A 19,742-nucleotide genomic window follows, 5' to 3' on the forward strand; every position below is an offset into this window, starting at 1 on the left:
AACTATGGATCATCGTCTGCTTGAAATCATTGCCTGCCCGGTTTGCAACGGAAAACTTTGGTATAACCAGGAAAAACAAGAGCTTATTTGCAAACTGGACAACCTGGCTTTCCCGCTGCGCGATGGCATTCCAGTGTTGCTGGAAACGGAAGCCCGCGTGCTGACTGCTGATGAGAGTAAATCATGAGTTTTGTGGTCATTATTCCCGCGCGCTACGCGTCCACGCGTCTGCCCGGTAAACCATTGGTTGATATTAACGGCAAACCCATGATTGTTCATGTTCTTGAACGCGCGCGCGAATCAGGTGCCGAGCGCATCATCGTGGCAACCGATCATGAGGATGTTGCCCGCGCTGTTGAAGCCGCTGGCGGCGAAGTATGTATGACGCGCGCCGATCATCAGTCAGGTACAGAACGTTTGGCGGAAGTTGTCGAAAAATGCGCATTCAGCGACGACACGGTAATCGTTAATGTGCAGGGTGATGAACCGATGATCCCTGCGACAATCATTCGTCAGGTTGCTGATAACCTCGCTCAGCGTCAGGTGGGTATGGCGACTCTGGCGGTGCCAATCCACAATGCGGAAGAAGCGTTTAACCCGAATGCGGTGAAAGTGGTTCTCGACGCCGAAGGGTACGCACTGTACTTCTCTCGCGCCACCATTCCGTGGGATCGTGATCGTTTTGCAAAAGACCTTGAAACCGTAGGCGATAACTTCCTGCGTCATCTTGGTATTTATGGCTACCGAGCAGGCTTTATCCGTCGTTATGTTACCTGGCAGCCAAGTCCGTTAGAACATATCGAAATGTTAGAGCAGCTTCGTGTTCTGTGGTACGGCGAAAAAATCCACGTTGCTGTTGCTCAGGAAGTTCCTGGTACAGGAGTGGATACCCCTGAAGATCTCGAGCGCGTTCGCGCTGAAATGCGCTAATTTCACTTCACGACACTCCAGCCAATTTTGGGAGGAGTGTCGTACCGTTACGATTTTCCTCAATTTTTCTTTTCAACAATTGATCTCATTCAGGTGACATCTTTTATATTGGCGCTCATTATGAAAGCAGTAGCTTTTATGAGGGTAATCTGAATGGAACAGCTGCGTGCCGAATTAAGCCATTTACTGGGCGAAAAACTCAGTCGTATTGAGTGCGTCAATGAAAAAGCGGATACGGCGTTGTGGGCTTTGTATGACAGCCAGGGAAACCCAATGCCGTTAATGGCAAGAAGCTTTAGTGCGCCCGGAAGAGCCCGACAACTGGCATGGAAAACCACCATGCTGGCAAGAAGTGGGACTGTCCGTATGCCGACTATTTATGGTGTGATGACGCATGAAGAACACCCCGGCCCCGATGTCCTGCTACTGGAGCGAATGCGTGGTGTTTCGGTGGAGGCACCAGCCCGAACACCAGAACGCTGGGAACAACTCAAAGACCAAATCGTTGAAGCCTTACTGGCCTGGCACCGTCAGGACAGTCGTGGTTGCGTCGGCGCGGTCGACAATACTCAGGAAAATTTCTGGCCCTCATGGTACCGGCAACATGTTGAAGTGCTATGGACTACGCTCAATCAGTTCAATAACACCGGTCTAACGATGCAAGATAAGCGGATCCTGTTTCGCACCCGTGAATGTCTCCCGGCATTATTTGAAGGCTTTAACGACAATTGTGTGCTGATTCACGGTAACTTCTGTTTACGCAGCATGCTGAAAGATTCGCGCAGCGATCAGTTACTGGCGATGGTCGGACCGGGACTAATGCTTTGGGCACCGCGAGAATACGAACTGTTCCGACTAATGGATAATTCTCTGGCGGAAGATTTGCTCTGGAGTTATCTGCAACGCGCGCCAGTGGCGGAGTCGTTCATCTGGCGGCGTTGGTTGTATGTGTTATGGGATGAAGTTGCGCAACTGGTTAATACCGGACGATTTAGTCGGCGCAACTTCGATCTGGCATCAAAATCACTCTTGCCGTGGCTCGCCTGACGAACCTTTCAGCCACTGCCAGATGCGGCCAAGCGTTTCATAGCCAACACGATCGCTATGCATTAACCAGACTGGAGAAGGGATAGCTCGTTCCCACGGATTAAGCGGCGAGTCGATGGCCAACTGATTCGCCGGGGCTGGTAGCGGATTTAACCCTTCCTGCTGAAAAAAGATCATCGCCCGCGGCAGATGTGATGCGGAGGTCACCAGCAGGAAAGGTGCGTCACCAATTGCCTGTTTCACTGCCGCAGCTTCTTCTTCGGTATCTTTTGGCAAATCCAGAGTGATAATTTGCTCGCGCGGCACGCCCAGCGATTGCGCAACTCGGGCACCTACTTCGGCTGTACTCACCGTATTGGTTTTTGCTACGCCTCCCGTGAAGATCAGTTTTGATCCCGGATTTTCGCGCCATAAGCGGATACCTTCATTCAGGCGTGGCAGACTGTTATTGATTAAATTAGAGCTCGGTGCCCACTGCGGGTTCCAGGTATAACCACCTCCGAGCACCACGATATAGTCCACTTTTTGCGAATTATTCCATGTCGGATAGGTGCTTTCGATGGGACGCAGCAGGCGGTCGGCTATCGGTTGCAAACTCAATAACAAGAGCGCCAGCCACCCAATGCTAATAAAAATCTTCCCGGTTTTTTGAAAACGGCTAAACCACAGCAGCGCCAGGCCAGCGCCAATAATCAGCAACATCAGCGGAAGTGGCAGCAACATATTGCCAATCACTTTTTTCAGTGTAAAAAGCATCCTTTCTGGTTCCTTTTTTGACCATATAGCAAGGGATCGCCAGCGATATTACACCAGACGGGTTCATTCTCGCCGTGGCTGTGACAAAATAGCGTCTTTATCAGAAAACGTCTTAGCCAACCGGTGGAGAAAGCAATGCAGGATCGCAATTTTGATGATATTGCGGAAAAGTTTTCCCGTAACATTTACGGCACCACCAAAGGGCAGCTTCGACAGGCTATTCTGTGGCAGGATCTCGATCGCGTGCTGGCGGAAATGGGCTCGCAAAAACTGCGTGTGCTGGATGCTGGCGGTGGAGAAGGGCAGACCGCAATCAAAATGGCCGAGCGTGGGCATCAGGTCATTTTATGCGATCTTTCAGCGCAGATGATCGACCGCGCAAAACAGGCGGCAGAAGCAAAAGGTGTGAGCGACAACATGCAATTTATACATTGCGCCGCTCAGGATGTTGCTTCGCATTTGGAAACGCCCGTTGATCTGATATTGTTCCATGCGGTGCTCGAGTGGGTGGCCGATCCCCGCAGCGTATTGCAGACCCTGTGGTCAGTGTTACGTCCAGGCGGTGTGTTGTCGTTAATGTTCTACAATGCGCACGGCTTGCTGATGCATAACATGGTCGCCGGGAATTTTGATTACGTGCAGGCGGGAATGCCGAAAAAGAAAAAACGGACGCTTTCGCCAGATTATCCACGCGACCCGGCGCAGGTTTATCTGTGGCTGGAAGAAGCTGGTTGGCAAATTATGGGTAAGACCGGCGTTCGCGTGTTTCATGATTACCTGCGCGAGAAGCACCAGCAGCGCGACTGCTATGAAGCATTACTTGAATTAGAAACGCGTTATTGCCGTCAGGAACCGTATATTACCCTGGGGCGTTATATTCATGTCACCGCGCGCAAACCGCAGAGCAAGGATAAAGTATGAGTGAATTTTCCCAGACAGTCCCCGAACTGGTTGCCTGGGCCAGAAAAAATGACTTCTCCATCTCGCTGCCGGTAGACCGACTCTCTTTTCTGCTGGCAGTTGCCACGCTGAACGGCGAGCGTCTGGATGGTGAGATGAGTGAAGGCGAGCTGGTGGATGCATTCCGCCATGTGAGTGATGCGTTTGAGCAAACCAGCGAAACCATCGGCGTGCGCGCCAACAACGCGATCAACGACATGGTGCGTCAACGTCTGCTGAACCGCTTTACCAGCGAGCAGGCTGAAGGGAACGCAATTTACCGTCTGACGCCGCTTGGCATCGGTATTACCGATTACTACATCCGTCAGCGCGAGTTTTCGACGCTGCGCCTTTCTATGCAGTTGTCGATTGTGGCGGGCGAACTGAAACGCGCGGCAGATGCCGCCGAAGAGGGCGGTGATGAGTTTCACTGGCACCGTAATGTCTATGCGCCACTGAAATATTCGGTAGCAGAAATTTTCGACAGCATCGACCTGACGCAACGTCTGATGGACGAACAGCAGCAGCAGGTGAAAGATGATATCGCCCAGTTGCTGAACAAAGACTGGCGGGCGGCGATTTCCAGCTGCGAATTGTTGCTTTCGGAAACTTCCGGAACGCTGCGTGAATTGCAGGATACGCTGGAAGCGGCAGGTGATAAATTGCAGGCTAATCTGTTACGCATTCAGGATGCGACGATGACTCATGATGATCTGCATTTCGTCGATCGTCTGGTGTTCGATCTGCAAAGCAAACTTGACCGTATTATCAGCTGGGGCCAGCAATCCATCGACTTATGGATTGGCTACGACCGCCACGTACACAAATTTATTCGTACCGCTATCGATATGGATAAAAACCGCGTCTTTGCTCAGCGGTTACGTCAGTCGGTACAAACCTATTTTGATGAACCGTGGGCGCTAACTTATGCCAATGCCGATCGTCTGCTGGATATGCGTGACGAAGAGATGGCACTGCGCGATGAAGAGGTGACTGGGGAACTTCCTGAGGATCTGGAGTACGAAGAGTTTAACGAGATCCGCGAACAGCTGGCGGCGATCATCGAAGAACAACTTGCCGTGTACAAAACCAGACAAGTGCCGTTGGATCTTGGTCTGGTGGTACGCGAATATCTGTCACAGTATCCGCGTGCACGTCACTTTGACGTTGCGCGCATTGTTATTGATCAGGCGGTACGTCTTGGCGTAGCGCAAGCAGATTTCACCGGACTGCCAGCGAAATGGCAGCCGATTAATGATTACGGAGCCAAGGTACAGGCGCATGTCATCGACAAATATTGAACAAGTGATGCCGGTTAAGCTGGCGCAGGCGCTGGCGAATCCGTTATTTCCGGCGCTGGATAGCGCCTTACGTTCAGGCCGCCATATTGGCCTTGACGAACTGGATAATCATGCATTCCTGATGGATTTTCAGGAATATCTGGAAGAATTTTACGCGCGTTATAACGTTGAGCTTATTCGCGCACCGGAGGGGTTCTTCTATTTACGCCCACGTTCCACCACTATTATCCCTCGTTCCGTCTTGTCGGAACTGGATATGATGGTCGGGAAAATCCTCTGTTATCTTTATCTCAGCCCGGAACGGCTGGCGAATGAGGGGATTTTCACCCAGCAGGAACTGTACGATGAACTGCTCACCCTGGCCGATGAAGCGAAACTGCTGAAACTGGTGAACAACCGTTCAACCGGTTCAGACGTTGACCGGCAGAAGTTGCAGGAGAAAGTACGTTCTTCGCTCAACCGTCTGCGTCGTTTAGGCATGGTGTGGTTTATGGGCCACGACAGCAGCAAGTTCCGCATTACCGAATCGGTGTTCCGCTTCGGAGCCGATGTGCGTGCTGGCGACGATCCCCGTGAAGCACAGCGTCGCCTGATTCGTGATGGCGAAGCAATGCCGATTGAAAATCATCTGCAACTCAACGATGAAACCGAAGAGAATCAGCCAGATAGCGGAGAGGAAGAATAATGATTGAACGCGGTAAATTTCGCTCACTGACGCTGATTAACTGGAACGGCTTTTTTGCCCGAACTTTTGACCTCGATGAGCTGGTTACGACGCTCTCCGGTGGTAACGGTGCGGGTAAATCTACTACCATGGCGGCGTTCGTTACGGCGCTGATCCCCGACCTGACCCTGCTGCATTTCCGTAACACCACGGAAGCCGGGGCCACCAGCGGTTCGCGCGATAAAGGTCTGCACGGTAAGCTGAAAGCGGGGGTCTGCTATTCGATGCTCGACACCATTAACTCGCGCCATCAGCGCGTGGTGGTCGGCGTGCGTCTGCAACAGGTTGCCGGGCGCGATCGTAAAGTTGATATCAAACCATTTGCCATTCAGGGCTTGCCGATGTCGGTGCAGCCGACACAACTGGTGACCGAAACTCTGAATGAACGTCAGGCGCGCGTGCTCCCGCTTAACGAGCTGAAAGACAAGCTCGAAGCGATGGAAGGCGTGCAGTTTAAGCAGTTCAACTCCATTACCGATTACCACTCGCTGATGTTCGATCTGGGCATCATCGCACGTCGTCTGCGCTCAGCGTCTGATCGTAGTAAATTCTATCGTCTGATTGAAGCTTCGCTGTACGGCGGGATTTCCAGCGCCATCACCCGTTCTCTGCGCGACTACCTGTTGCCAGAAAATAGCGGCGTGCGCAAAGCGTTTCAGGACATGGAAGCGGCGCTGCGTGAAAACCGTATGACGCTGGAAGCGATTCGTGTTACCCAGTCTGACCGTGACTTGTTCAAGCATCTGATCAGCGAAGCGACTAACTACGTGGCGGCGGACTACATGCGCCACGCCAACGAGCGCCGTGTTCACCTGGATAAAGCGCTGGAGTTTCGTCGTGAGCTTCACACTTCGCGTCAGCAACTGGCGGCTGAGCAGTACAAACACGTCGATATGGCGCGTGAACTGGCAGAGCACAACGGTGCCGAAGGCGATCTGGAAGCGGATTATCAGGCGGCCAGCGATCACCTGAACCTGGTGCAAACCGCACTGCGTCAGCAGGAGAAGATCGAACGCTACGAAGCGGATCTCGATGAGCTGCAGATCCGTCTGGAAGAGCAAAACGAAGTGGTGGCAGAAGCCATCGAACGCCAGGAAGAGAATGAGGCTCGTGCGGAAGCTGCCGAACTGGAAGTGGACGAGCTGAAAAGCCAGCTTGCTGACTACCAGCAGGCGCTGGACGTCCAGCAAACGCGCGCGATCCAGTATAACCAGGCGATTGCTGCGCTTAATCGTGCCAAAGAACTGTGCCATCTGCCGGACTTAACCGCCGACAGCGCCGCCGAATGGCTGGAAACCTTCCAGGCGAAAGAGCTGGAAGCGACTGAAAAAATGCTCTCTCTTGAGCAGAAAATGAGCATGGCGCAAACCGCGCACAGCCAGTTTGAACAGGCTTATCAGCTGGTGGTGGCAATCAACGGCCCGCTGGCGCGTAACGAAGCGTGGGATGTCGCCCGCGAACTATTGCGCGAAGGGGTCGATCAGCGTCACCTGGCAGAGCAGGTTCAGCCGTTGCGGATGCGCTTAAGCGAACTGGAACAGCGTCTGCGTGAACAGCAAGAAGCTGAGCGTCTGCTGGCAGATTTCTGCAAACGTCAGGGCAAGAATTTTGATATTGATGAACTGGAAGCTCTGCATCAGGAGCTGGAAGCACGCATTGCCTCTCTTTCCGATAGCGTCTCTAACGCCCGCGAAGAGCGTATGGCACTGCGTCAGGAGCAGGAACAGCTGCAGTCTCGCATTCAGAGTTTGATGCAGCGTGCGCCGGTTTGGCTGGCCGCGCAAAACAGTCTCAACCAGTTGAGCGAACAGTGCGGTGAAGCGTTCTCCTCCAGCCAGGACGTCACCGAATATCTGCAACAGTTGCTTGAGCGTGAGCGCGAAGCGATTGTTGAACGTGACGAAGTTGGCGCACGCAAAAACGCCGTCGATGAAGAGATCGAACGTTTAAGCCAGCCTGGCGGCTCTGAAGACCAGCGTCTGAATGCGCTGGCGGAGCGTTTTGGCGGCGTGTTGCTGTCAGAAATTTATGACGACGTTAGCCTGGAAGATGCGCCCTACTTCTCGGCGTTGTACGGCCCGTCACGCCACGCTATCGTGGTGCCGGACCTGTCACAGGTAACCGAGCATCTGGAAGGCTTGACCGATTGCCCGGAAGATCTCTATCTGATCGAAGGGGATCCGCAGTCATTCGATGACAGCGTGTTCAGCGTTGATGAGCTGGAAAAAGCGGTAGTGGTGAAAATCGCCGATCGTCAGTGGCGTTATTCACGTTTCCCGGAAGTGCCGCTGTTTGGTCGTGCTGCGCGTGAAAGCCGTATTGAAAGCCTCCATGCGGAACGTGAAGTGCTTTCCGAACGCTTCGCCACGCTCTCCTTTGATGTACAGAAAACCCAGCGTCTGCATCAGGCGTTCAGCCGCTTTATTGGTAGCCATCTGGCGGTAGCGTTTGAGTCTGATCCGGAAGCCGAAATCCGTCAACTGAACAGCCGTCGCGTCGAACTGGAGCGGGCGTTGAGTAATCATGAAAATGATAACCAGCAGCAGCGTATTCAGTTTGAGCAGGCGAAAGAGGGCGTTACGGCGCTGAACCGCATTCTGCCGCGTCTTAACCTGCTGGCTGATGACAGCCTGGCAGATCGCGTCGATGAAATCCGCGAACGTCTGGATGAAGCCCAGGAAGCCGCGCGTTTTGTTCAGCAGTTTGGCAATCAACTGGCGAAACTGGAACCGATCGTTTCGGTATTGCAGAGCGACCCGGAACAGTTCGAACAGTTAAAAGAAGATTACGCGTACTCTCAGCAGATGCAGCGCGATGCCCGTCAGCAGGCGTTTGCCCTGACGGAAGTGGTGCAGCGTCGTGCGCACTTTAGCTACTCTGACTCGGCAGAAATGCTTAGCGGTAACAGCGATCTCAACGAAAAACTGCGTGAACGTCTGGAACAGGCGGAAGCGGAGCGTACCCGCGCTCGTGAAGCGTTGCGCGGACACGCAGCGCAGTTGAGTCAGTACAACCAGGTACTGGCTTCGCTGAAAAGTTCGTATGACACCAAAAAAGAGCTACTCAACGATCTGCAACGTGAATTGCAGGATATCGGCGTGCGTGCTGATAGCGGGGCAGAAGAGCGGGCGCGTATTCGCCGTGACGAGTTGCACGCGCAACTGAGCAATAACCGTTCACGCCGCAATCAACTGGAAAAAGCGCTTACCTTCTGCGAAGCAGAGATGGACAACCTGACCCGCAAACTGCGCAAGCTGGAGCGGGATTACTTTGAGATGCGCGAGCAGGTAGTGACCGCGAAAGCGGGCTGGTGTGCAGTCATGCGCATGGTGAAAGATAACGGCGTTGAGCGCCGCTTACACCGTCGTGAGCTGGCTTATCTCTCCGCTGATGATTTGCGTTCCATGTCGGATAAGGCGTTAGGTGCGCTGCGTCTGGCGGTGGCGGATAACGAACATCTGCGCGACGTGCTGCGTATGTCGGAAGATCCAAAACGTCCGGAACGTAAAATTCAGTTCTTCGTGGCGGTTTATCAGCATCTGCGCGAGCGTATTCGTCAGGATATTATTCGTACCGATGATCCGGTTGAAGCTATCGAGCAGATGGAGATCGAACTTAGCCGTCTGACTGAAGAGTTAACGTCCCGCGAACAGAAACTGGCGATCAGTTCCCGCAGCGTGGCGAACATCATCCGTAAAACCATTCAGCGCGAGCAGAACCGTATCCGTATGCTCAACCAGGGCTTGCAGAACGTATCGTTCGGTCAGGTGAACAGCGTGCGCCTCAACGTGAACGTGCGTGAAACGCACGCCATGCTGCTGGATGTGCTCTCTGAACAGCACGAACAACATCAGGATCTGTTTAACAGCAACCGTCTGACCTTCTCGGAAGCGCTGGCGAAACTGTATCAGCGCCTTAATCCGCAGATTGATATGGGGCAGCGCACGCCGCAGACCATCGGTGAAGAACTGCTGGATTACCGTAACTATCTTGAAATGGAAGTTGAGGTTAACCGTGGTTCCGATGGCTGGTTGCGCGCGGAATCTGGTGCATTGTCGACCGGTGAGGCTATTGGTACCGGTATGTCGATTCTGGTGATGGTGGTACAGAGTTGGGAAGATGAATCTCGCCGCTTGCGCGGTAAAGATATCTCTCCTTGCCGTCTGCTGTTCCTTGATGAAGCAGCGCGACTGGATGCCCGTTCCATCGCCACGCTGTTTGAATTGTGTGAGCGTTTGCAAATGCAGCTCATCATCGCAGCGCCGGAAAACATCAGCCCGGAAAAAGGCACCACCTATAAACTGGTGCGTAAAGTCTTCCAGAATACCGAACACGTTCACGTAGTCGGTCTGCGTGGTTTTGCACCGCAACTCCCTGAAACGCTTCCAGGAACTGACGAAGCGCCTTCCCAGGCGAGTTAAGATTGAGGCGGCAGCGATGCCGCCTTTCCTGTTTCTGAAAACTCCGTTTCTGCACTAAAAAAGTGCCACATTCTGGCGCGCTTTTCTTTAAACTTCTTTACATTAGGTTATGTAAAAACGTATCGGCGTTTATATACTGAAGATAAGCCTGATGAGTAACAGGCTTGCTCGTCATACTTTCGTGAGTATTGGCGTTGTACAGGCAAGTCGTAAAATAACAGCCTGGCTATTCAGAGTATGATAAAAACAGGGGGCAAGGGATGTTGCTTAATATGATGTGTGGTCGTCGGCTGTCGGCAATCAGTTTGTGCGTGGCCGTAACATTCGCTCCACTGTTCAATGCTCAGGCCGATGAGCCTGAAGTAATCCCTGGCGACAGCCCGGTGGCTGTCAGCGAACAGGGCGAGGCACTGCCGCAGGCGCAGGCCACGGCAATAATGGCGGGGATCCAGCCATTGCCTGAAGGTGCGGCAGAAAAAGCCCGCACGCAAATCGAATCTCAATTACCTGCAGGCTATAAGCCGGTTTATCTTAACCAGCTTCAACTGTTGTATGCCGCACGCGATATGCAACCCATGTGGGAAAACCGTGATGCTGTTAAAGCCTTCCAGCAACAGCTGGCAGAAGTGGCGATTGCCGGTTTCCAGCCGCAGTTTAATAAATGGGTAGAGTTGCTGACCGATCCTGGTATTAACGGGATGGCACGCGATGTGGTGCTCTCTGATGCGATGATGGGGTATCTCCATTTCATCGCAAATATTCCAGTCAAAGGCACTCGCTGGCTATATAGCAGTAAACCTTATGCGCTTTCAACGCCGCCGCTTTCGGTGATTAACCAATGGCAGCTGGCGCTGGATAAAGGTCAATTGCCTACGTTTGTTGCAGGACTGGCACCGCAGCATCCGCAATATGCGGCGATGCATGAATCGTTACTGAACTTACTCAGTGACACCAAACCGTGGCCCCAACTGACTGGCAAAGCAACATTACGTCCAGGGCAGTGGAGTAACGACATACCGGCATTGCGCGAAATATTGCAACGTACAGGCATGCTGGACGGGGGGCCGAAAATAACTCTGCCTGGCGATGACACGCCAACTGACGCGGTAGTCAGCCCATCCGCTGTTACTGTTGAAACAGCAGAAACTAAGCCGATGGACAAGCAAACGACGTCTCGTAGTAAACCTGCGCCTGCCGTTCGTGCCGCCTACGATAATGAACTGGTGGAAGCCGTTAAACGTTTTCAGGCATGGCAAGGATTGGGAGCAGATGGCGCTATTGGCCCGGCAACGCGTGACTGGTTAAACGTAACGCCCGCCCAGCGTGCTGGCGTGTTGGCACTCAACATCCAGCGATTGCGCTTGCTGCCAACAGAGCTTTCTACCGGGATCATGGTTAACATTCCGGCCTATTCGCTGGTCTACTATCAGAACGGCAATCAGGTGCTGGATTCGCGAGTCATTGTCGGTCGCCCCGATCGCAAAACGCCGATGATGAGCAGTGCCCTTAACAACGTGGTGGTAAATCCGCCGTGGAATGTACCACCAACTCTGGCACGCAAAGATATTCTGCCGAAAGTGCGCAACGATCCGGGATATCTCGAAAGCCATGGCTATACGGTGATGCGCGGTTGGAACAGCAGGGAGGCGATTGATCCGTGGCAGGTTGACTGGTCTACAATCACGGCCTCGAATTTACCGTTCCGCTTCCAGCAGGCTCCAGGCCCACGGAACTCGCTGGGGCGCTATAAATTCAATATGCCGAGTTCAGAGGCCATTTATTTGCATGACACGCCGAACCACAATCTGTTCAAGCGTGATACACGCGCATTGAGCTCAGGCTGTGTACGAGTGAATAAAGCTTCCGATCTGGCGAATATGCTGTTGCAGGATGCAGGCTGGAATGACAAACGTATTTCTGATGCGCTGAAGCAGGGCGATACGCGTTACGTCAATATTCGGCAGTCGATTCCGGTGAATCTCTTCTATCTGACGGCCTTTGTTGGTGCAGATGGTCGTACCCAGTATCGTACAGATATTTACAATTATGATCTGCCTGCGCGATCCAGCTCGCAAATCGTATCGAAAGCGGAACAATTAATCAGGTAAATGAAGCAGTTCGGGGAAATCAGTTGTCGTAATAATTAGCATGATCGGGGGCGCTTCTCTGCAGCCCCCGTCACTGCTGGGGTTGAGTCATCTTGACGTCTGCTTTACGGGCGGTTAAGGTGCCTCTTGTGCGCCAGAAGTGCATATAAACGATAACATTGACCTGTAGACTTGATTATCATGGACAAATTCGACGCTAATCGCCGCAAACTGCTGGCGCTTGGTGGCGTTGCACTCGGTGCCGCCATCCTGCCGACCCCGGCGTTTGCAACACTCTCGACCCCACGCCCGCGCATTTTGACACTCAATAATCTTCATACCGGAGAGTCAATCAAAGCGGAGTTTTTCGATGGCAGAGGCTATATTCAGGAAGAATTGGCAAAACTTAACCATTTTTTCCGCGATTACCGCGCGAACAAAATAAAGTCCATCGACCCAGGATTATTCGACCAGTTGTATCGCCTGCAAGGGTTGTTAGGCACCCGCAAACCGGTGCAACTCATTTCCGGTTATCGTTCCATTGATACCAACAATGAACTACGCGCCCGCAGCCGTGGAGTAGCGAAGAAAAGCTATCACACTAAAGGCCAGGCGATGGATTTCCACATTGAAGGTATCGCGTTAAGCAATATTCGCAAAGCCGCGTTATCTATGCGCGCAGGTGGTGTAGGATATTACCCACGTAGTAACTTTGTGCATATTGATACCGGGCCAGCACGGCACTGGTAGTAATCGCTTAACGAAACAGGGGCAGTATGAACTATCGTATTATTCCGGTCACCGCATTCTCCCAGAACTGTTCATTGATCTGGTGTGAACAAACCCGTCTGGCCGCACTGGTCGATCCTGGCGGCGATGCGGAAAAAATCAAACAGGAAGTTGATGCCAGCGGCCTGACACTGATGCAGATCCTGCTGACTCATGGTCATCTGGACCACGTTGGCGCAGCGGCGGAACTGGCGCAACATTACGGCGTGCCGGTTTTTGGCCCGGAAAAAGAAGATGAGTTCTGGCTGCAAGGCTTGCCTGCGCAAAGTCGTATGTTTGGTCTGGAAGAGTGCCAGCCGCTGACGCCAGATCGTTGGCTGAACGAAGGCGATACCATCAGCATAGGGAATGTGACTTTACAGGTGTTACATTGCCCTGGGCATACGCCGGGTCATGTCGTGTTTTTTGATGAGCGGGCAAGGCTGCTGATTTCTGGCGACGTTATTTTCAAAGGTGGAGTAGGGCGCAGTGACTTCCCGCGTGGCGATCATAATCAACTGATTTCTTCAATCAAAGATAAATTGCTGCCACTGGGGGATGATGTGACATTTATTCCGGGTCACGGACCATTATCCACACTTGGTTATGAGCGCCTGCATAATCCCTTCCTGCAAGACGAAATGCCCGTCTGGTAAAGGCGCATAAAAAAGCCCGCTTTTCAGCGGGCTTCATTGTTTTTAACGCTTACAGCACTGCCACAATCGCTTCGCACAGCGGAGCCATATTATCTGGTGTCATCCCGGCCACGTTTACGCGACCAGAAGCAACAGCATACACGCCAAACTCTTCGCGCAGACGCAGCACTTGTTCTTTTGTCAGGCCACTGAAGGAGAACATGCCGTTCTGTTTGATGATAAAGCTGAAGTCGCGGTTTGCGCCTTTTTCCTGCAGCGTATTGACGAACAACTGACGCATACGCTGAATACGCTGGCGCATATCAGTCAGCTCTTGTTCCCAAATCGCACGTAACGCATCGTTGCTCAGGATGGTGGCAACAACAGAAGCGCCGTGTGCTGGTGGGTTAGAGTAGTTAGCGCGAATCGCCGCTTTCATTTGGCTGAATGCGCGATCAACGGTCTCACTGTCAGCAGCAACCAGAGTACAAGCGCCAACACGCTCGTTGTACAGGCCAAAGTTTTTAGAGTAGGAACTGGCAACAATCAGCTCTTTATGCATAGCCGCGAAAGCGCGCAGTCCTTCAGCATCTTCTTCCAGACCACGGGCAAACCCCTGGTAAGCGAAGTCAAACAGCGGTAACCAGCCTTTCTCAACGGAAAGTTGTGCCAGTGTCTGCCATTGTTCCAGCGTAGGGTCGATACCGGTTGGGTTATGGCAGCAGCCATGGAACAGCACTACGTCGCCAGCCTGAGCTTCGTTCAGGCTGTTAATCAGTGCATCGAAGTCAAGGGTGTGATTTTCCGCATCATAATAAGCGTATTCACGAACTTCCAGACCTGCAGAGTTAAAGACGCTCTTATGGTTCGGCCAGCTTGGGTTGCTCACCCACACACGCTTAACGCTGGTATTTTTTGCCAGGAAATCGGCAGCCACGCGTAGTGCGCCAGTGCCACCCGGAGTCTGTGCTGTGCGAGCACGTTTGTCATTGATCAGGGCGCTACCTTTACCAAACAGCAGTTCCTGAGTGCAGCGACCAAATTCAGGGATGCCGTCAATGCCGAGGTAATTTTTGGTGGTTTCATTTTCGAGCAGATACTGTTCAGCCTTTTTCACGCTGGTCAGTACCGGGGTTTTGCCCGTCTCATCTTTATAGACACCAATCCCGAGGTTAATTTTGCCGGGACGTTCATCGGCACGAAACAGATCGGCCAGGCCCAGAATCGGGTCGGCAGGAGCGGCGGTAATGTTCTCAAACATGACGAGGTTCCATTATGGTTACAGAAGGGAAGTCCGCTATCAGGGTAACGGGAGATTTACAAAATTCCAACTATTACTGATGAAAACGCAGGCTGTTTTTGCAAGACGTGAGATTGCTCTGGAAGGCATAAAAAAAACAGGACCAAAGTCCTGTTTTTTCGGCATTTAACAAAGAGGTGTGCTATTAGAACTGGTAAACGATACCCACAGCAACGGTGTCGTCTGAACCTACGCCCAGTTTGTTGTCAGAATCGATCTGGTTGATGATGTAGTCAACATAGGTGGACATGTTTTTGTTGAAGTAGTAGGTTGCGCCCACTTCAAAGTAGTTCACCAGATCAACATCACCGATACCTTCTACGTCTTTCGCTTTAGATTTGGTGTAAGCGATGGACGGACGCAGACCGAAATCGAACTGGTATTGCGCAACTAACAGAACATCTTGCGTTTTGTTGGCGAAGCCGCTGATGTTTGTAAATTTATTAGTGATCGGCGTAGCGTTACGGGTTTCACCGTAGTTCGCTGCCAGGTAGATGTTGTTCGCGTCATACTTCAGACCAGTAGCCCACTGTTCAGCTTTTTTACCGTTGCCAAGAGGTTGAGCTTCTTGCAGGTTGGTACGGTCAGCGGCGCCATAAGCACCAACGATACCAAAGCCTTCGTATTCGTAGCTGATAGAACCGCCAACACCGTCGCCGTTAGAGCGGCGTGCAGTGTCACGCTCGTTTTTACCCAGGTACTGAACAGCGAAGTTCAGGCCATCAACCAGACCAAAGAAGTTGGAGTTACGATAGGTAGCAACGCCGCCAACACGACCAACGAAGAAGTCATCGCTGTATGCAGTATCACCACCAAATTCTGGCAGCATATCGGTGTAACCCAGTGCATCATAAACCACACCGTAGTTACGGCCGTAATCGAAAGAACCAACGTCAGCGTATTTAAGACCCGCGAATGCCAGACGCGTTTTGTTACCAGTTTGAGCGTCAGCGCCTTCAGAGTTGTTACCCTGGAAGTTATATTCCCACTGACCATAACCGGTCAGATCGGAATTGATTTGAGTTTCCCCTTTAAAACCAAGACGGGCATAGGTCATGTCGCCATTGCCACCGTAACTGTTTTCACCGTTACCCTTGGAGAAATAATGCAGACCGACAGCTTTACCGTACAGATCTACTTTGTTGCCATCTTTGTTATAGATTTCTGCAGCGTTTGCAGTACCTGCTACTAACAGAGCAGGGACGATCACTGCCAGAATATTGCGCTTCATCATTATTTATTACCCTCATGGTTTTTTTATGACACCTGCCACTGCCGTCAATAAGTTCTGTCAATAAAAATTTACGGAACTATTGATGAGAGTTTGGTGTCTTTATGTGTCTGCAGGCATCTTTCCATTCAAACTAACGTTTCGCTACCGTGAAAGTGCTACAAAGATAAAGATTTGGTTTCAAAAAGAAAAAATATGTAACTAAAAGTAAAATTTAAGGAACTTTGTGAACACCGTCATATTTCCATAGAAGCGTGATGATATTTACAGCAATTTTTATCTATTTATATGATTTCCTTATATTTAAATTAACTAAAAGGAAATTTTGTTTCTGATAGAAACTTTATCGACCTGACACTAAATCCTCGTTCAGACATCCAGAACGCCAAAAAATAGTATGAAAATTGTGCTATCAGCTAAGAAAAAACTAATCCGCAATAAGAATGCGGATTAGTTTTTGTGCGCAAATGTTGCAGTGTAATATTCCGTAACAGGATGATCGTTATGGCGGGGTTGCAAATAGATTGCTTGACTTAACAAACAGATAACTTGACAGAAAGGATAAAAAAAGAGCCAGCGGGTGCTGGCTCTTGAAGACGCTAAATTAGAAGCTGGCGTTACGCGGAGTACGTGGGAACGGAATCACATCACGCACGTTTTGCACGCCAGTTACGTAAGCAATCAGGCGTTCAAAACCAAGACCGAAACCGGAATGCGGAACAGTACCGTAGCGACGCAGATCGCGATACCACCAGTAATCTTCTTTATTCAGGCCCATTTCCAGCATACGCTCGTCCAGCACGTCCAGACGCTCTTCACGCTGAGAACCACCAATGATTTCACCGATGCCCGGAGCCAGAACATCCATAGCCGCAACGGTTTTACCGTCTTCGTTAAGGCGCATATAGAACGCTTTAATATCTTTCGGATAGTTTTTAACCACTACCGGTGCTTTAAAGTGTTCTTCTGCCAGATAACGCTCATGCTCAGAAGAGAGATCGACGCCCCAGTAAACCGGGTTTTCAAACTTCCTGCCGCAGTTTTCGAGAATGGTCACTGCGTCGGTGTAATCCACCTGCGCGAAATCGGCCTCAATAAAGCGTTCCAGACGTGAAACGGCATCTTTATCTACGCGTTCAGCGAAGAATTTCATGTCGTCAGCGCGTTCTTCGAGAACCGCTTTGAAGACATATTTCAGCATGGCTTCAGCCAGACCCGCGATATCGTTCAGGTTAGCAAACGCCACTTCCGGCTCCAGCATCCAGAATTCCGCCAGGTGACGGCTGGTGTTGGAGTTTTCAGCACGGAAAGTCGGGCCGAAGGTATAAATTTTGGACAATGCGCAAGCGTAGGTTTCACCGTTCAACTGGCCAGATACGGTCAGGAAAGACTCTTTACCAAAGAAGTCTTTGTCGAAATCCACTTTGCCCTGATCGTTACGCGGCAGGTTTTCCAGATCCAGCGTAGAAACGCGGAACATTTCGCCAGCCCCTTCGGTATCAGACGCAGTAATCAGTGGCGTTGAAACCCAGAAGAATCCCTGCTCGTTAAAGAAGCGATGCAGCGCCTGCGCCAGCGTATGGCGAACGCGCGCGACGGCACCAATCAGGTTTGTGCGCGGACGCAGGTGAGCGACTTCACGCAGATACTCAATGCTGTGGCGTTTTGCCGCCATCGGGTAAGTGTCTGGATCTTCAACCCAACCAGCAACTTCAACCTTGCTGGCCTGAATTTCAAATTGTTGCCCCTGGCCTGGCGATGCCACGACTTTACCCGTCACAATGACCGAGCAACCGGTGGTCAGACGCAGAACGTCTTCATTGTAATTGGGCAGAGAATTATTGATGACAGCCTGTACAGGATCAAAGCAGGAACCGTCATAAACGGCGAGGAAGGAGATGCCAGCTTTTGAATCTCGGCGGGTACGTACCCATCCGCGCACGGTGACTTCGCTGTCAACGGCTACGCGGCCCTGGAGTACGTCGGCTACAGGCACAACGCTCATAATATTCTCTCTGTTAATAGTCGGAAAAAATAAACACTTGTCCACCCGTAAATGGGGGGATACCTATGTTACCTGGCATCTGCAATCAGACAAGCAGAATTCGCAAATGCAGCGAAAGATTTCGGAATTAAAGGTAAAAAAAGGGAGCCGATTAGCTCCCTGATGATATTAACTGGCTTTTTTAATATGCGGAAGGTCGAACGCTTTGCGCAGCGCCCGAACAAACGCTTTATCGTGGCAGATAGTTTTGCCAGGGCTGTCAGAAAGTTTCGCCACCGGTTTACCGTTACACTCCACCAGCTTAATGACAATATTCAGGGGTTTTACCTGGGGGATATCGCAGGTCAGGCGAGTCCCAATACCAAAACTTAATTGCACACGGGAGGAGAAGTGCCGGTATAGCTCAACCGCTTTGCGTAAATCCAGATTGTCAGAGAAAACCAGCGTTTTACTCTGCGGATCAATTCCCAGCTTCTCATAATGTGCAATGGCTTTTTCGCCCCATTCAACCGGGTCGCCAGAGTCATGACGCAGGCCCTGATAGCGGCTGGCAAATTCTACGCCGAAATCTCGCAGGAACGCATCCATGGTAATACAGTCGGTTAACGCAATGCCAAGTTGGTCAGGATATTCTTCCAGCCAGGCAGCAAGTGCAGCTCGCTGGCTGTTGGCAAGGTCCGGGCTGATTTGCTGATGTGCCTGGAACCATTCGTGTGCTTGTGTTCCCATTGGCGTGAGGGAAAGCCGACGCGCCAGATCGTAATTACTGGTGCCTACGAACCAGGATTCTTGTTGTAGACGCTTAACGATGGTTTCTTGTACTTCGCGAGAAAAACGGCGGCGGGTGCCAAAATCCATCAGATGGAAGCGCGACATATCAAGATCGGCGGTTAATGCCGAGAAGTCGACTAATTTGCTTTCCAGCGTGTCGAGGGCTTGCGCAACGTCGGCCTGCGGTGAGCGATAGCGATGTACCATTTCACTGATAACCGCCAGCAAAGGAACTTCCCAGAGGATGACTTCACGCCACGGGCCGCTTAAACGAATATCCAGCTTGCCATTATCGTTGGACACGGTGACTTGTTCCGGGTTAAAGCGGAACTCGCGTAGCCAGTTAAGATAGTCGGCTTTAAAGAAAGGCAGGGCTGAGAGCCATTGATATTCATCATCCTGCAGGCGCAGATGCTGCATCGCCTGAACCTGTTCACGAATAGCATCGGCATAAATACCCAGCAGATCGTCACCTCGGCAACGAAACTCCGCCGCGACATGCACATCGTAATAGTGATGAAACACGGCTTGCTGCATATGCAACTTATAAGCATCTGTATCCAGCAACGAGTGCAGAACAGGAGAAGCGAATTGTGTCATAGGTGCGCAGTAGCGTCCTCGTACAGGAGCGTTTAGTACAATAAACATCTTCAGGAACTGCTGGAGTATACCTTGTTTCGCAATTTATTGAACCCCGATCACACCATATGTCACCTTTCTGGTCGATGGTATTGCGCTGCGTATGTTATAAAAATGTAGCAATAAAGGCGTTTGTACCTGAAAAGATGAAGATTCTGCATAGCGCGATTTACGCAACAGGAATAGAC

General features: G+C 51.5%; 15 protein-coding genes. 10 read left to right on the forward strand and 5 right to left on the reverse strand.

The window, feature by feature from the left end:
* The first annotated feature begins 4 nt into the window (after positions 1-4).
* The 3 genes from ycaR (at position 5) to QUF14_RS05400 (ending at position 1,977) form a co-directional block, all read left to right on the forward strand.
* On the forward strand, positions 5-187 hold the full coding sequence (gene ycaR, locus QUF14_RS05390) for a protein YcaR (protein ID WP_000350058.1): 183 nt from the start codon (positions 5-7) through the stop codon (positions 185-187).
* A complete protein-coding gene (gene kdsB, locus QUF14_RS05395; RefSeq protein WP_000011610.1) occupies positions 184-930 on the forward strand; it encodes a 3-deoxy-manno-octulosonate cytidylyltransferase in 747 nt (248 codons plus the stop codon). Before ycaR ends, kdsB begins: the two co-directional genes overlap by 4 nt.
* Before the next feature lie 153 nt (positions 931-1,083).
* A complete protein-coding gene (locus QUF14_RS05400; protein ID WP_000436904.1) occupies positions 1,084-1,977 on the forward strand; it encodes a YcbJ family phosphotransferase in 894 nt (297 codons plus the stop codon).
* On the opposite strand, the gene elyC is transcribed toward QUF14_RS05400, so the two are convergent.
* Positions 1,954-2,733: an envelope biogenesis factor ElyC gene (gene elyC, locus QUF14_RS05405; protein WP_000899583.1), complete on the reverse strand. Its 780-nt coding sequence runs from the start codon at positions 2,731-2,733 to the stop codon at positions 1,954-1,956. The two genes, QUF14_RS05400 and elyC, sit on opposite strands and share 24 nt — an antisense overlap.
* A gap of 135 nt (positions 2,734-2,868) precedes the next feature.
* Here elyC and cmoM point away from each other — a divergent pair, with 135 nt between their 5' ends.
* The 7 genes from cmoM (at position 2,869) to gloC (ending at position 13,629) form a co-directional block, all read left to right on the forward strand.
* Positions 2,869-3,654 (forward strand): tRNA uridine 5-oxyacetic acid(34) methyltransferase CmoM, encoded by a 786-nt coding sequence (gene cmoM, locus QUF14_RS05410; protein WP_001360537.1) that lies wholly within the window; start codon positions 2,869-2,871, stop codon positions 3,652-3,654.
* Entirely contained in the window at positions 3,651-4,973 is a 1,323-nt protein-coding gene (gene mukF / locus QUF14_RS05415; protein ID WP_001288850.1) for a chromosome partition protein MukF, read from the forward strand. The genes cmoM and mukF overlap by 4 nt, the downstream gene beginning before the upstream one ends.
* Positions 4,954-5,658 (forward strand): chromosome partition protein MukE, encoded by a 705-nt coding sequence (mukE, locus tag QUF14_RS05420; protein WP_010360875.1) that lies wholly within the window; start codon positions 4,954-4,956, stop codon positions 5,656-5,658. Before mukF ends, mukE begins: the two co-directional genes overlap by 20 nt.
* Positions 5,658-10,118, forward strand: a complete 4,461-nt coding sequence (mukB, locus tag QUF14_RS05425; protein ID WP_100733986.1) for a chromosome partition protein MukB — start codon at positions 5,658-5,660, stop codon at positions 10,116-10,118. The genes mukE and mukB overlap by 1 nt, the downstream gene beginning before the upstream one ends.
* Positions 10,119-10,378: 260 nt before the next feature.
* Positions 10,379-12,226 carry a L,D-transpeptidase gene (gene ldtD, locus QUF14_RS05430; protein ID WP_000926038.1) on the forward strand — a complete coding sequence of 616 codons (1,848 nt, stop codon included), beginning with the start codon at positions 10,379-10,381 and terminating at the stop codon, positions 12,224-12,226.
* Positions 12,227-12,406: 180 nt separating this feature from the next.
* The gene (gene mepK / locus QUF14_RS05435) at positions 12,407-12,955 is read left to right on the forward strand and encodes a peptidoglycan L,D-endopeptidase MepK (protein ID WP_001295932.1); all 549 of its coding nucleotides are present in this window, start codon (positions 12,407-12,409) and stop codon (positions 12,953-12,955) included.
* A 26-nt stretch (positions 12,956-12,981) separates the two neighbouring features.
* Positions 12,982-13,629: a hydroxyacylglutathione hydrolase GloC gene (gene gloC, locus QUF14_RS05440; RefSeq protein WP_001109455.1), complete on the forward strand. Its 648-nt coding sequence runs from the start codon at positions 12,982-12,984 to the stop codon at positions 13,627-13,629.
* A 49-nt stretch (positions 13,630-13,678) separates the two neighbouring features.
* Here the strand turns inward: gloC and aspC are convergent, their stop codons facing one another.
* The 4 genes from aspC to pncB form a co-directional block, all read right to left on the reverse strand.
* The gene (gene aspC, locus QUF14_RS05445; protein ID WP_000462687.1) at positions 13,679-14,869 is read right to left on the reverse strand and encodes an aspartate transaminase; all 1,191 of its coding nucleotides are present in this window, start codon (positions 14,867-14,869) and stop codon (positions 13,679-13,681) included.
* Between the two features lie 184 nt (positions 14,870-15,053).
* Positions 15,054-16,142, reverse strand: a complete 1,089-nt coding sequence (ompF, locus tag QUF14_RS05450) for a porin OmpF (protein WP_000977917.1) — start codon at positions 16,140-16,142, stop codon at positions 15,054-15,056.
* 601 nt (positions 16,143-16,743) lie between these two features.
* Positions 16,744-18,144 (reverse strand): asparagine--tRNA ligase, encoded by a 1,401-nt coding sequence (gene asnS, locus QUF14_RS05455; protein WP_000117881.1) that lies wholly within the window; start codon positions 18,142-18,144, stop codon positions 16,744-16,746.
* Positions 18,145-18,312: 168 nt separating this feature from the next.
* A complete protein-coding gene (pncB, locus tag QUF14_RS05460; RefSeq protein WP_001354882.1) occupies positions 18,313-19,515 on the reverse strand; it encodes a nicotinate phosphoribosyltransferase in 1,203 nt (400 codons plus the stop codon).
* Positions 19,516-19,742 lie beyond the last annotated feature (227 nt).

Origin of the sequence: Escherichia sp. HH091_1A, assembly GCF_030295175.1 — a bacterium.
GTDB classification, from domain to species: Bacteria; Pseudomonadota; Gammaproteobacteria; order Enterobacterales; family Enterobacteriaceae; genus Escherichia; species Escherichia coli_F.